This is a genomic window from Corynebacterium sp. zg254 (assembly GCF_024701495.1).
In the GTDB taxonomy this organism is placed as follows: Bacteria; Actinomycetota; Actinomycetes; order Mycobacteriales; family Mycobacteriaceae; genus Corynebacterium; species Corynebacterium zhongnanshanii.
Genome location: NZ_WIAR01000004.1, coordinates 1 through 12,982, shown reverse-complemented (window position 1 = coordinate 12,982; position 12,982 = coordinate 1). Strand labels below are relative to the sequence as shown.

Genomic DNA, 12,982 nt, shown 5'->3' with positions numbered 1-12,982 from the left:
CGCCTAGAACCGGTACAGCATCACAAAGTAGCTGCCGGTGCTGTCCCTGCGCACGTGCTCAAACCCGATCGACTCGTATAGGTGCTTCGCCCGGTCGTTGCCATCTTCCACGCACAGGCTCACCCCCGGCGCACCGAGCTCCCGCGCCAGATCCAGCGTCTTGGTCATGAGCGTGCGCCCAATGCCCTTGCCCGTGCTGGCGGGGCTCAGCGCAATCGCGACCTCCGGGTACTCCTCGCTGAGGAAACCGTGCCCGGGATCCTCCGCCGTGAACGAGCGCAGCCATGCCGCACCCAATGCTGTCGCCTGAGTGTCTGTACCGTCATCATCTTCGACGCCGGCCTCCGCAATCACACCTCCCTGATCCTCCGACCAGTGGTCCACATAACGCACTTCGTCCGCGCGCCAATTCTCACCTAGTTCCCTGGTGGGGTCGCCCCACGTCTCGGTTTCCAGGTTCATCTGGCGGATGAACTCCCTGTCGGCGTTGGTGGCGCGTCTGAACGTGATGCTCATGGTGTGTTTCTCCTTGAGGGCTGTGTTTATCCCAAGCGCTCCGAGCGCAGACGGCGCACCTCGCCGTCCAGCTGCTCAGCGAAGCTGCTGGTCATCTCCGGCAGCTGGTCGATGGTGGTGCCCAGGACTTCTGCCAGAATGGCGTCCGCCAACTGGGGGTTACGCGCCAGGGCTGGACCGTGCATGTACGTGGCCAGCACGGATCCCTGGATCGCACCTTCGTAGGCCACCTGCTTCGAGAGGTCGTCCTGCGACACATCTGCGCTGCCATTCTGAGAGGAGGCGGCGAGTGATGCGCCGTGGGCGTCGGTATTTCCAGTTCCACGGGTGATCCTGCCCAGGGGCTTGGCGGCCGGGCCCAGGATCGTGGCCCCCATGTGGTTTGCGAAGCCGGTCAAGGGTTCCGTCAGCTGGGCGACAATGCGCTCCGAAGGCGTGAGTTCGGTACTGCCCGTAGTGCCACTCTGAGTGCTGCCGTTAGTACCGCCTGTAGTACCGCTCGTAGTGCCACCGGCAGGCGTGGACGCAATCTCGCCAATCATGCGCTTCTCCAGCGAGGACGTGGTGGCATCCAGCAGCCCCAGCCCATCGACCATGCGGCCCGACGCCCTGAAGGAATGACCAAACACCTGCAGACCAGCGCAAATAGCAAGAATCGGACGTCCTGCCTCCGCAGCGCCGAAGATCCCGCCATCGGACTGGAGGTGCTCCGCCGCAAGAATTTGGGCGACGTCCTCACCGCCGCCGACCGTGTACATACTCAAGTTGTCAGGCACGGGGTCACCCAGGGTGATTGGCTGGATCTCCGCGTCTAGGCCACGCATCCGTGCACGCTGGCGCAACACCAAAGCATTGCCATCGTCGCCGTACGTGCCCAGCACATCCGGCAAAATCAGCCCAATGGTCACAGAATTGTTGAGGGAAGTCATCAGTGTCCTCCATTCAAGGGGCGGCCCTCGCGATCCACAACACGCTTCAGATCACGGAACGCCGTGTAATTAGCCAGAACCTCAACGCGTCCAGCGGGACAGGAGCGGATCGCCTCCACGGTATCCTTCACCAAGTTGTGCTCCACGCCCGCGTAGCCCAAGCGCACAGCCAGGTCAGTGCCTCGCTCGCCGGCGGCGACCACGTGAATGTCCTCGAAGTTCTCAAAGCGCACGTCCCACAGCCAGGAAAGGTCCTGCCCATCGGCCACCTGGCCATTAACGCTGATGACCAGGGAGTCGGCCGTGCGATCCACCATGGATAGCGCTTCCTGCCAGCCCGCCGGGTTCTTCGCCAGCATCAGGTGTACAGAGTGGTCCCCGAACTGGACCGTGGAGTAGCGGCCGGCCACGGAATCCACCGCAGAGACCGCAGCCACGGCCTCCTGAAGGTCCACGCCCACGTCCAGGGCAAGGGCCGCGGCGATGGCCTGCGCCGCGTTACCACGGTTCGCATCGCCCGGCAGGGTGAGGGACAGCGGAATATCGTCTCCCTCTGGAGTGTGGAGCCCGGAGGCATCGACGGACCACTGGGGCGTGGGGCGTCGGAATTCACGACCATCCGGCAGAGGCTTCACCGCACGCCAATCCTGCACACGGCCACTGCTATCACGCGTCTGCACGATGTGGCCGCCCGTGCGCGGGCAGCTGGTGGAATCCCCAGCCCAGCCGGCGCCGGCAGACACCCACACCACATTCGGGCTATCCCACGCCACGGACGTGACCTGCACGTCGTCGCAGTTCGCGATGACGGTCATGTCCGGCCGGGACTCCACGCAGGCGCGCAGCACATTCTCGATCTTGTTGATCTCGCCCACGCGATCCAGCTGGTCACGGGACAGATTCAGCAGCACCAGCACGTCCGCATCCAGCGTGTCCGCGATGTTCGGAACGTGAAGCTCATCGACCTCCAGCACCACGGTGTCTCGGTCGCGCCCGGCCAGGAGCGCGGAAATCACGCCGGCGTCCATGTTGTCGCCGCCTTCGTTCGTGGCGACGCTCCGCGCGTTGCGCACCGCTCCCGCGAGCATGCGCGTGGTCGTGGACTTTCCGTTTGTGCCGGTGACCAGGACGGTGGGGCGGTGGCGGCCGGTTTTGTCGGGCCCGAGGTTGCTCATCAGGTTCGGGTCGATCGCCCCGGCGATGAGGCCGCCGATCATGCCGCCGGCGCCGCGCCCTGTTTTCTTCGACGCCCACGTCGCCGCGTCTGCAGCCATGATTGCTGCGCGCGAGCGGAGCGTCTTCACCGTGTTGAGGAGAGGGTTGTCAGTCACTCTCCCCACCCTAGTCAATTGACGGGGGTTTGTGGGTGAGGCCTGGAGGCGACGCGGCCGCCGAGCTATTTAGGTGCGATTGTTGCGGCCGTGAGTGCGGTTGCGCCGCATGTCCGGCTTCTTTTTCGCGGTGGTGGCGCGGGTGCGGTTGCCTTGTGCGCGGCTACCCTGGCTCCGGCCGCCTTGGCTCCGGCCGCCCTGACCGCGACCGCCCTGCCGCCGGCCACCTTGCCCACGCCCGGACTGACCGCGATCACCCTGCCCCGAGCGCTGCGTCGGACGCATACCCCGGTGCGACAAAGACGACGTCCTCGGCCGCACGCCCACGCCGGGCCGCACCGGCTTCGGCTCGCGCTCCCCGGGCTGCACATCCTCCAACAGCTCAAGGAACTCACTGTCCCGCATCAGCGGAATGTTCTTGCGCTCCGCGTGCATGGACTTGCCGCGCAGTTCAAAGTTCTCATTGCACACCACCAGGGAGCTGCGGCGATTCAGCTTCTCGCTATACGCCAGCCCGGCGGCGGTGGCCTTCTCGATCAGCTCGTCGGGGTTGGTGGCGATGTCCGGGCTGATGACGAACTCCATGCCCTGCACCAGCGCCTCCCCGGGGGTCCACACGCCGGGATTGACCCAACGCCGCGAGGCGCGCGCCGCCTGCACACGCTGGTGGGAGCGCTGAATACCGAACTGGTCCGGCATGAGGTTGCTGGGATCCAGCACAGCAATGCCGTCCGATTCGTCGCTGCTGAGCACCTGGACGTGCGCCAGGTGGGCGATGAGGTGGGCGTCGGCCTCCAGAAGATCGTCGGCGGGGATTGTATTCCTTTTTTCCGACGCCGCCGCACCCACCTCCAGCATCATCGCCCCCTCAAGGCCTGCAACGCTGGGGTGACCCTGTATGTGGTACTGCTCGGCAATCGCCCGAAGCCGAGGGTCCACCGAATCGATGGACTGCCTGCGCGCACTACCGAGAGTGTCAATAATGTGCAGCGGTTGAGGAGTCTCCACCTTCCGAGGCGCGCGACCACGCGTACGGTTGCGGCGGTGGCGAGCTGCGATGCGTTGTGCGCGGCGGAACTCCTGGGCAATGAAACCCCACGTCATGCCGGCCTGATGCACAATGACCGTGCGGCCATCCAGGGCACGGCGCAACATCTCTGCGCTGCTGTGGAACCCCTTGGCCTCCAGGAGGTCATCTGGGATGTAGCCGTGTATGTGCTGTGGTCCGATATCCTCGTCGGGGTCGAAGCGGCGGGTGAGGGACAGGACTTCCTCGCCTACGGTGAGGGCGCTGTCGTCGTAATCAAACTCCCCGCTGAAGAACACCAGGGACATCGCAACGATGCGCGCCGTGGTGGGGTGAATGCCCGTCGTGGCGATGCTGACGGACACCACGGGAGCCTCCTCCACAGACGGGATCTGGACGTGACGGTCGGGGTGCGCCTCACGCCCCTGGCGGCCGGTACGACCGTGGCGCCCAGCGCTCCGAACCCCGCGGCGCGACGTCCCCAAAGAACCCTGCCGCGCACCACGAGGCTTCGGAGCACCCCGAGATCCAGAGTTCTGCTCTGACTCGGACGCGGAAGACGGGGAAGAGGTCATGAAGGCTAATGATACGTGCCGTGCCGGGCGATCAGACAATCGCCCAGCACCCAGCTACTTCTTAGTTGAAGGCGCGGTTGGCCGCGGACGTTACAGCCTTCAGACCAGCGTGAGTGATCGACCCAGCGATACCCACACCCCAGACCTTCTGGCCATCCACATCGGCCAGGATGTACGCGGCGGCCTCGGCGTCGTCTCCAGAGGTACGAGCGTGCTGCGAGTATTCCTGCACCTCGACCTGAATGCCCAAAGACTCCAGCGCGTTGCAGTACGCAGCCACCGGGCCATTGCCGTGGCCCTGGATGCTGTGCACCTCGCCGTCCTTCTCGATCTGGGCGGTGACCTTCGCGTCATCACCCTCGGACTGGGCACCCTCCACGGTCACGCTGATGGCCTCGATGGGCTTCTGCTGATCCAAGTACTCGCCAGCGAAGATGTCCCACATGGCCTTGGAGTTGACCTCGCCACCCTCGGCATCCGTCACGGCCTGGACCACAGAGCTGAACTCCACCTGCATCGGACGAGGCAGATCCATGCCGTGATCCGTCTTCATGATGTACGCCACGCCGCCCTTACCGGACTGGGAGTTCACACGGATCACGGCCTCGTAGGAACGGCCAATGTCCTTCGGGTCGATCGGCAGGTACGGAACCTCCCACAGCTTCTCCTGCAGCTCCTCGTCCGTGACATCCTTCGCCGTGGCCCCCTCACGGACCGACGCCGCCAGCGCGTCAATACCCTTATTGATCGCGTCCTGGTGGGAACCAGAGAATGCCGTGAAGACCAGGTCACCGCCGTACGGGTGGCGCTCTGGAACGCGCAGCTGGTTGCAGTACTCCACCGTGCGGCGGATCTGCTCAATATCGGAAAAGTCGATCTGGGGATCCACACCCTGGGTCAGCATGTTCAGGCCCAAGGTAATCAAGTCCACGTTTCCGGTGCGCTCACCATTGCCGAACAGGCAACCCTCAATGCGGTCCGCGCCCGCCATGTAGCCCAGCTCGGCAGCAGCAACGCCCTCGCCGCGGTCATTGTGAGGGTGCAGGGAAATGATCACAGAGTCACGGCGGTTGATGTTGCGGTGCATCCACTCAATGGAATCCGCGTACACGTTCGGGGTGATCATCTCCACCGTGGACGGCAGGTTCAGAATGATCGGGTTTTCCGGGGTGGGATCCATGATCTCCACCACTGCGTCGCAGACTTCCTTCGCGTACTCCACCTCGGTGCCCGTGAAGGACTCAGGGGAGTACTCCCAACGCCAGTTGGTGTCCGGGTAGTCCTTCGCGATCTCCTTGATCAGCTCCGCCGCATCCGTCGCCAGCTTCTTGATGGCTTCCTTATCCTTCCGGAACACCACGCGGCGCTGCAGCTTGGAGGTGGAGTTGTAGAAGTGGACAATCACATTCTTCGCGCCCTCGCAGGCCTCGAACGTGCGGCGGATCAGGTGCTCGCGAGCCTGCACCAGAACCTGGATCGTCACGTCCTCCGGGATCATGTTGTTCTCGATGATCTCGCGTACGAAGTTGAAGTCAGTCTGGGACGCGGAGGGGAAGCCCACCTCGATTTCCTTGTAGCCCATGTTGACCAGCAGCTCGAACATGCGGCGCTTGCGCTCTGGGGACATGGGGTCGATCAGGGCCTGGTTGCCGTCGCGCAGGTCCACGGCGCACCACTGAGGAGCTCGGTCGATGGTCTTATCAGGCCAGGTACGATCCGGCAGGGTGATGTGGTCTACCTCTTCGAAGAAGGGCACGTAGCGCTTCTTCGGCATGGTGGAGTTGCGCTGCTTGTTCCATGCGGGCTGACCGGAAGGGATCTCGCCTTCGGGCTTGGTGATACGGGCTGGTGCGGAAATGAAGCTGTCATTAGACACGGTGTTGGGGCTCCTTGACTACGAGGGTGTACGAAACGTGTACGAGGGTGTAAGAATCCGACCGGCACAGCAAACTCCGCGACGGGGTGCCGGTCGTTGATGTCTTAGACCTGAGCCCCGCCGCGGCACAGAAGGAGAGTGCGCGCTGGCGTCAACATGCTGACCACTATAGCGCACGTCACACTTTTTTGCTTAATCCGCGGTGCGCGTGGGGGCGTGCGGGTACTCCTCATGGGGGTGCTGCGGCTCATGGAGGGGTGCTACGGCGCTGCGCGCTGCGCTTAACGCCCTGCCGCTCAAGCCGTGAGGCTTACGCCTTCACGGACTTCCGAGACAAAATGATGGTGGAGCCCACCATCGTCGCAATCGCAAGACCCAGATAGATCCACTGCTCTCCATCAGCCTGGAACTTCTCGCCCAGAACGATGTATCCCAAGATAAACGCCACGATCGGCTCGACCACCGTCATGGCTGGCAGGGAGTTCTTGAGTGGGCCTGCGTTAAAGGATGCCTGCTGCACCGCCGTGCCCAACGCCGCGGCAATAATCAAGCCGTAGATCTCCCAGGACTGCAACAGCGCAACCAACCCAAAAGCGCCGAAGATATTCACCACAGCCTTGGACAGCACAGCCAAGTAACCCATGATCGCGCCGGTAATAGAGCCCAGTAGCAACGCCCGCGCCCACGGCGCCTGGCGCACCGCCAGGGCGTAGACCACCAGCATCACGCCCACCCCAATGCCGATGCACCACAGCCAAATATCCAGATCAGGCTCCGTCTTGCCGGGCTTCGGCTTCCCCAGGATCACCAGCACCGCCACGGCGACGGTCAACAGCCCGGCCCAGGCAGTCTCCGACTTGGAGATGCGCAAGCCGTCATACTTCGCAGACAACGGAAGCGTGAACATCAAGGACAGCACCAAAATAGGCTGCACGATCAACAGCGTTCCAAAAGACAGTGCGATGATCTGCAGAAAGTAGCCAAACAGTGCACTGAACACGCCGACCCACCACAGAGGAACCTTCACGGCATCCATGATGGCGTTCGAACGGTTCTCGCCCGCAGCTCTCGCAATGCGATGGCGCACCACAGTTCCCCATGCGATCGTCAGGGCAGAGCCCAGCGCAAAGAGGACTGCCAGCGCATTGTTGTGAAACATCGCTTAGGTAGCGTAGTTGCCTTGAGGAACGAATAACACTAGACACGCGTGATACAGATGTGAAAAGTGTGCAGAAAGTGAAAAATGGGACAGCGGGGGATAGGTGAGACGGCGGTGGGGACGTGCGCCCGGCGTCGGATAAAAAGGAATAAAAACCCAGCCCCGCGCTACCCAACTCACACCAGACACAGTAATCTAGACCTAACTATGTAGACCCAACCCGCACACAACATCGAAAGGTGGACCCCTGTGGCGCTCATCGTCCAAAAATACGGCGGCTCCTCACTAGAAAGCGCGGAACGTATCCGACGGGTAGCCGAAAGGATCGTAGAGACCAAAAAGCAGGGCAACGACGTAGTAGTCGTCTGCTCCGCCATGGGCGACACCACCGACGAACTGCTCGACCTCGCCGAGCAAGTCAACCCCGTCCCACCCGCGCGCGAAATGGACATGCTGCTTACCGCCGGCGAACGCATCTCCAACGCACTCGTCGCCATGGCCATCGAATCCTTCGGCGCCGAAGCACAATCCTTCACCGGATCCCAAGCCGGCGTGCTCACCACCGAACGCCACGGCAACGCACGCATCGTGGACGTCACCCCCGGCCGCGTCCAAGAAGCCCTCGACGAAGGCAAAATCTGCCTAGTCGCCGGATTCCAAGGCGTGAACCGCGAAACCCGCGACGTCACCACACTCGGCCGCGGAGGATCCGACGCCACCGCCGTAGCACTCGCCGCCGCACTCAACGCCGACGTGTGCGAAATCTACTCCGACGTGGACGGCGTGTACACCGCAGACCCCCGCATCGTGAAAGATGCCCAAAAGCTGGACACCATCAGCTTCGAAGAAATGCTCGAAATGGCAGCCGTAGGTGCAAAGGTACTGATGCTCCGCAGCGTGGAATACGCGCGCGCATTCAACGTGCCCCTGCGCGTACGCTCCTCGTACAGCACCGACATCGGCACCCTAGTAACCGGATCAATGGAGGACATTCCCGTGGAAGAGGCAGTACTCACCGGCGTGGCACACGACCGCTCCGAAGCAAAAATCACCGTTCTGGGCATCCCAGACAGCCCAGGCGAAGCGGCTAAGGTATTCCGCGCCCTGGCAGACGCAGAGATCAACATCGACATGGTTCTGCAGAACGTCTCCAAAATCGACAACAACCGCACGGACATCACCTTCACCTGTCCGCGCGAGGACGCTACCCGCGCGATGCAGCTGCTGAAGGCGCTGGCTAACCAGGCTGACTGGCAGGACGTGCTGTTCGACGACCACATTGGCAAGGTGTCCCTGGTGGGCGCCGGAATGAAGTCCCACCCTGGCGTGACGGCGGACTTCTGTGAAGCGCTGCGCGATGCGGGCGTGAACATCGAGCTGATCAGCACCTCCGAGATCCGCATCTCCGTGCTGATCCGGGACACGGACGTGGACACCGCCGTGGTGGCTATTCACGAGCGCTTCCAGCTGGGCGGCGACGAAGAAGCTACCGTGTACGCCGGCACCGGCCGCTAGGTCTCCCTCTTAATTGCCCATCTGCAAATTGTTCGACCAAAACGCCAAAAAATCGGCTAAATCTGGCGGTTTGATCGAACAATTTGTGTAAAAACAGCCAAAACTTCCCACACAAGGAGCCCAACCATGACCACTCTCGCAGTAGTAGGCGCCACCGGCCAGGTCGGCCGCGTGATGCGCAGCATCCTCGAAGAGCGAAACTTCCCCGCTGACACGGTACGTTTCTTCGCGTCGGCCCGGTCCGCTGGGAAGGAACTGGAGTTCCGCGGCGAGAAGATCGTCATCGAAGACGTAGCCGCCACATCCACCGAGGACCTGAAGGGCATCGACATCGCCCTGTTCTCCGCTGGCGGCGGCACCTCCCGCGAGCACGCTCCCCGCTTCGCGGAGGCCGGCGCGATCGTGGTGGACAACTCCTCGGCATGGCGCAAGGACCCTGAGGTTCCCCTGATCGTGTCCGAGGTGAATCCGCAGGAGGCGAAGAACACCCCGAAGGGCATCATTGCGAACCCCAACTGCACCACGATGGCTGCCATGCCGGCGATGGGCCCACTCCACGCGGCGGCTGGCCTGAAGCGTCTGCACGTGTCTTCCTACCAGGCCGTGTCCGGTTCCGGCCTGGCTGGTGTGGATACGCTGGTGAAGCAGGCTCGTGAGAACATCGATGTTCTGGAGAAGCTGGTGCACGATGGTTCTCAGTTGTCTGCTGAGGATCTGGGCCCGTATGTTGCTCCGATTGCGTTCAATGCTCTCCCGTTTGCGGGCAATCTTGTGGACGATGGCTCCAATGAGACGGATGAGGAGCAGAAGCTGCGCAACGAGTCCCGCAAGATTCTGGGTATTCCTGAGCTGCCTGTGGCGGGTACGTGTGTGCGTGTTCCTGTGTTGACGGGTCACACGATGACGATTCACGCCGAGTTTGAGCGCGCCATTACCCCGGAGGAAGCTCGCCAGATTCTGGCCGACGCCGCCGGCGTGGATGTGGTTGATGTGCCTACGCCACTGGCTGCTGCGGGCGTGGATAACTCTTTGGTGGGCCGCATCCGCCAGGACCAGTCGATCCCGGATAACCGTGGCTTGGTGCTGGTTGTCTCTGGTGACAATCTGCGCAAGGGTGCTGCGCTGAACACGATTCAGATTGCGGAGTTGCTGGTCTAGCGCGACGCGGAGAAACCGCCGCGCCGAATTCTTAGCGGCGCACAGCTCAGTCGAACAGCGCCTTGTCCGTACCGCAGCAGCCGGGCGCGCAGGGGCGACCGTTGAGCGTGTGCCCGAAATCTGGGACCGTGCCGAGTTGCGCGACCAGGTCTGCTGCGGCTTGCTGTGCTTCCGTCCTTATCCCCGACGCCGACCTCACGATCTGAGAGCTCTCTAACCTACTCACGGTGCTCGTGCTATCGGTGTTGAGCAGCGCGTTTCCGGGCTGCCGGCATTCTTCGAAGAGGTCGACGATCATGGCTGCGAACTCTGGGGTGAGTCCTGGGGTGGCGACTCGGACGAAGGGGATGCCTGCGTTGTCGGCGGCTTCTTGTGCTTCCGTGTCCAGGTCCCACATGACTTCGATGTGGTCGGTGATGAAGCCAATGGGGCAGAGGACGATGCCGCGCGTGTTGCCGGCTGCTGCGCGTGCTTCGATGTGGTCGCAGATGTCGGGCTCAAGCCAGGGGACGTGGGGGGATCCGGAGCGGGATTGCCAGGTGGTTTCTACATCGAGAGGTGTGCCGACGCCGCAGTCCACACCGGCATCAATGCCGGTGTGGGCTGGGCCGTCTCCACGGCCGCCGACGGGTTCGTGGCGGGCTAGGCGCCCGGTCCAGCCGTGGTCTGCGAAGCTTCCGGGCTGGTTGGCGAAGGAGGAAGCTTGCTGTACCAGGCGGGCTGCGTCTAATACTTGTTGGGAGTAGAGGTTACCACCGAAGCTGTGGGGGCCGGCGGTAGCGTCCGCTACGTTAGGGACGGAGTGCGCGGTGAAGATGAGCTCGGCGTCGGTTCCTTTGTCACCCAGCGACGTGCGGGCGGCGTCCACGGCGGCGGCGAAGGAGGCGATGAATGCGGGATGGGAGTGGAATTGGGGGAGGCGTTCGATGGTGGGGGCTTGTTCGCCGGCGTTGGTGACGGCGGTGAGTGCGCGGCGGATGTCCTCCTGGTATTGGCCGCAGCCGGAGTAACCGCCCCAGGCGCTGGTGGCGAAGACATATACGTGCTCGATGCCGTCGCGGGCGATGGTGAGGAGGGTGTCCTCTACATAGGGTTCCCAGTTGCGATTGCCGAAGTAGACGGGGAGGTCGAGGTCCCGTGCGCGGAGCTCTTGCTCGAGGTTCTCGATGATCTTCAGGTTTTGCTCGTTGATGGGGGAGCGGCCGCCGAGGGTGAAGTAGTGTTCGCCGACGTGCTCGAGGCGTTCGCGGGGGATGCCGCGCCCGCGGGTTACGTTCTCTAGGAAGGGGACCACTTCATCGGCCTTGTTGGGGCCGCCGAAGGAGAGGAATAGTAACGCGGTGCGCGGGGCGGTAGTGCTCATGGGGTATAGCTTAACTCACGACGAGGGAGGCGTTGTGTCTGCAGGTGGCATGGTGTGTTCTTTGATGAGCGACTCTATTTGTTGGGGAGAATAATGCCCTAACGCTAAGCCGTTTAAATCTAAGTAGTTAACTTCTTCGACCTTAGGACCGGAAAAAACAGTTCGTGCTATTTTGGTTCCCTTTCCGTAGACTGAGAATGTATTTTTAAAAGTTCCGATAGGCTTGGTCTGAATATCTTTAATGTCTTCATAATTAAACCATGTGGAGGCTCCCATTGAGTGGTGTCTAATTCCATATTCAACGATCCTTAACTCTAGTCGATAGGGATTCCCTATGAAGGGGTATAGGCGAAGAAAATCATGTCTCCGGTAATAAACACTCTCTTCCTGGCTGAGTTTGAGGTAGTAATGTGTGGAATATATATGGCAACGCTGGGCCAAGTTCACGGAAGTGGTACATCTGTCCTTTCTGAACTAGAACAGTACCCGGATTAGATCCTAGATCCGGCCTGGGAGAAGGTGGATTGCGCTGAACCTATCTGTGCAGCGTGACAACCAATCTTCCATTCAGGCAAGCCGGGGTTACAGAATCAATCGAGAAACCGATTTATCCCCCACCCTTTTCGCTCGACAGGTACTTGTGTTTTTTCTTCGAGAATTCTCACAAATTCCTTTAATTCAACATGGCCATACGCCACTCCCGCTATTGGAGGAAAGGATTTTATACTCTTTTGGCGGCATGTGGTTATGGGATGATACTCCCTTGTGAGAGTGCCATCTCCGTAAATTTCAATCATAGGAAATAAAAAGAACCTAGCTGTGATAATGGCGCGAGAAATGTCCTTATAGTTAATAGTTGACACCCAACCGGTTTGGTCGAATGTGATCTTATCGTCAGACAATTCGAATATGATGTTATAATGCGGCATTAAGAGCAGTCTTATTATGAGGTAAGGGCTAAAAAGCAAAAACAATATTCCGCCGAAAATGTCGCGCCCTGGGTTAATTTCGGAGAGTAGATGCGGATAAAATAAAGGCAATATGAAGCCAACAGTAGCGCCGATAAACCCGATCCAGATTAGCGAGCCGCCCTTATACTGCTGAATGAAATAATCACCTTTTTCTAATTTCCACATCTTCGAAGGAATCGCCTTCGGAATCATTGCTGCGCCGAAAGAAATGTACATACCGGCGCCAAAAACTTGCAGTCCGGCTATTGAAATTAATTCTGTAACACTTTCACATTCCGCGAGGCCAATAGGGATGCAGCATAATCCCGCGATTAGCAACATCCAGTATACGACTGTTCCGCAATATTTCATTCTTGGTTCCTTTTAGGCTTGTTGGCGGCGTTGTTCCATGTCCATTTAGCGATTCTTGTGGCCGCCATGCCAGCGCCGGTTGCAAGTACTGCTGTTGCGATGACTGGTGCGACTGCGCCTAGGGCTGCTCCTGCGGCGATTCCGGCGGCGGTTCCGATGGCGTTGGTGGTGTAGGCTTCGGTGGCATCCATCCCCGCACGCCGATCACTTT

At 61.0% G+C, this 12,982-nt stretch carries 12 protein-coding genes; 2 read left to right on the top strand and 10 right to left on the bottom strand.

Annotated features, from left to right (window positions below; translation table 11 throughout):
• Positions 1–3 precede the first annotated feature (3 nt).
• The 6 genes from GC425_RS08960 to GC425_RS08935 form a co-directional block, all read right to left on the bottom strand.
• The gene (locus tag GC425_RS08960) at positions 4–516 is read right to left on the bottom strand and encodes a GNAT family N-acetyltransferase (RefSeq protein WP_151844785.1); all 513 of its coding nucleotides are present in this window, start codon (positions 514–516) and stop codon (positions 4–6) included.
• A 26-nt stretch (positions 517–542) separates the two neighbouring features.
• Positions 543–1,445 carry a type 1 glutamine amidotransferase gene (locus GC425_RS08955; RefSeq protein WP_151844784.1) on the bottom strand — a complete coding sequence of 301 codons (903 nt, stop codon included), beginning with the start codon at positions 1,443–1,445 and terminating at the stop codon, positions 543–545.
• Entirely contained in the window at positions 1,445–2,719 is a 1,275-nt protein-coding gene (locus GC425_RS08950) for a MurT ligase domain-containing protein (RefSeq protein WP_151844907.1), read from the bottom strand. The genes GC425_RS08955 and GC425_RS08950 overlap by 1 nt, the downstream gene beginning before the upstream one ends.
• A gap of 126 nt (positions 2,720–2,845) precedes the next feature.
• A complete protein-coding gene (locus GC425_RS08945) occupies positions 2,846–4,378 on the bottom strand; it encodes a BRCT domain-containing protein (RefSeq protein ID WP_151844783.1) in 1,533 nt (510 codons plus the stop codon).
• A gap of 61 nt (positions 4,379–4,439) precedes the next feature.
• Positions 4,440–6,254: a 2-isopropylmalate synthase gene (leuA, locus tag GC425_RS08940; protein ID WP_151842870.1), complete on the bottom strand. Its 1,815-nt coding sequence runs from the start codon at positions 6,252–6,254 to the stop codon at positions 4,440–4,442.
• Positions 6,255–6,564: 310 nt separating this feature from the next.
• Complete coding sequence (locus GC425_RS08935; protein WP_151844782.1) at positions 6,565–7,413, bottom strand: DMT family transporter; 849 nt, start codon at positions 7,411–7,413, stop codon at positions 6,565–6,567.
• Positions 7,414–7,662: 249 nt separating this feature from the next.
• Between GC425_RS08935 and GC425_RS08930 the strand changes: the two genes are divergently transcribed.
• Positions 7,663–8,928 carry an aspartate kinase gene (locus GC425_RS08930; protein WP_151842872.1) on the top strand — a complete coding sequence of 422 codons (1,266 nt, stop codon included), beginning with the start codon at positions 7,663–7,665 and terminating at the stop codon, positions 8,926–8,928.
• Between the two features lie 126 nt (positions 8,929–9,054).
• Positions 9,055–10,086: an aspartate-semialdehyde dehydrogenase gene (locus GC425_RS08925; RefSeq protein ID WP_151844781.1), complete on the top strand. Its 1,032-nt coding sequence runs from the start codon at positions 9,055–9,057 to the stop codon at positions 10,084–10,086.
• A gap of 46 nt (positions 10,087–10,132) precedes the next feature.
• Here GC425_RS08925 and GC425_RS08920 read toward each other — a convergent pair whose 3' ends face one another.
• The 4 genes from GC425_RS08920 to GC425_RS08905 form a co-directional block, all read right to left on the bottom strand.
• The gene (locus tag GC425_RS08920; RefSeq protein ID WP_151844780.1) at positions 10,133–11,449 is read right to left on the bottom strand and encodes a ferrochelatase; all 1,317 of its coding nucleotides are present in this window, start codon (positions 11,447–11,449) and stop codon (positions 10,133–10,135) included.
• Between the two features lie 15 nt (positions 11,450–11,464).
• A complete protein-coding gene (locus GC425_RS08915; RefSeq protein WP_151844779.1) occupies positions 11,465–11,725 on the bottom strand; it encodes a hypothetical protein in 261 nt (86 codons plus the stop codon).
• A gap of 314 nt (positions 11,726–12,039) precedes the next feature.
• A complete protein-coding gene (locus GC425_RS08910; RefSeq protein WP_231699796.1) occupies positions 12,040–12,741 on the bottom strand; it encodes a hypothetical protein in 702 nt (233 codons plus the stop codon).
• Between the two features lie 26 nt (positions 12,742–12,767).
• Positions 12,768–12,982: hypothetical protein (locus tag GC425_RS08905; protein WP_374707648.1), on the bottom strand; the 215-nt coding region annotated here is incomplete at its 5' end.

What these genes read in the sequence shown, in the direction of transcription:
- GC425_RS08955 (WP_151844784.1), bottom strand. Translation starts at nt 1,445, where the DNA reads ATGACTTCCCTCAACAATTCTGTGACCATTGGGCTGATTTTGCCGGAT.
- GC425_RS08950 (WP_151844907.1), bottom strand. Translation starts at nt 2,719, where the DNA reads ATGGCTGCAGACGCGGCGACGTGGGCGTCGAAGAAAACAGGGCGCGGC.
- GC425_RS08960 (WP_151844785.1), bottom strand. Translation starts at nt 516, where the DNA reads ATGAGCATCACGTTCAGACGCGCCACCAACGCCGACAGGGAGTTCATC.
- GC425_RS08945 (WP_151844783.1), bottom strand. Translation starts at nt 4,378, where the DNA reads ATGACCTCTTCCCCGTCTTCCGCGTCCGAGTCAGAGCAGAACTCTGGA.
- GC425_RS08920 (WP_151844780.1), bottom strand. Translation starts at nt 11,449, where the DNA reads ATGAGCACTACCGCCCCGCGCACCGCGTTACTATTCCTCTCCTTCGGC.
- GC425_RS08935 (WP_151844782.1), bottom strand. Translation starts at nt 7,413, where the DNA reads ATGTTTCACAACAATGCGCTGGCAGTCCTCTTTGCGCTGGGCTCTGCC.
- GC425_RS08915 (WP_151844779.1), bottom strand. Translation starts at nt 11,725, where the DNA reads ATGGGAGCCTCCACATGGTTTAATTATGAAGACATTAAAGATATTCAG.
- GC425_RS08910 (WP_231699796.1), bottom strand. Translation starts at nt 12,741, where the DNA reads ATGTTGCTAATCGCGGGATTATGCTGCATCCCTATTGGCCTCGCGGAA.
- GC425_RS08925 (WP_151844781.1), top strand. Translation starts at nt 9,055, where the DNA reads ATGACCACTCTCGCAGTAGTAGGCGCCACCGGCCAGGTCGGCCGCGTG.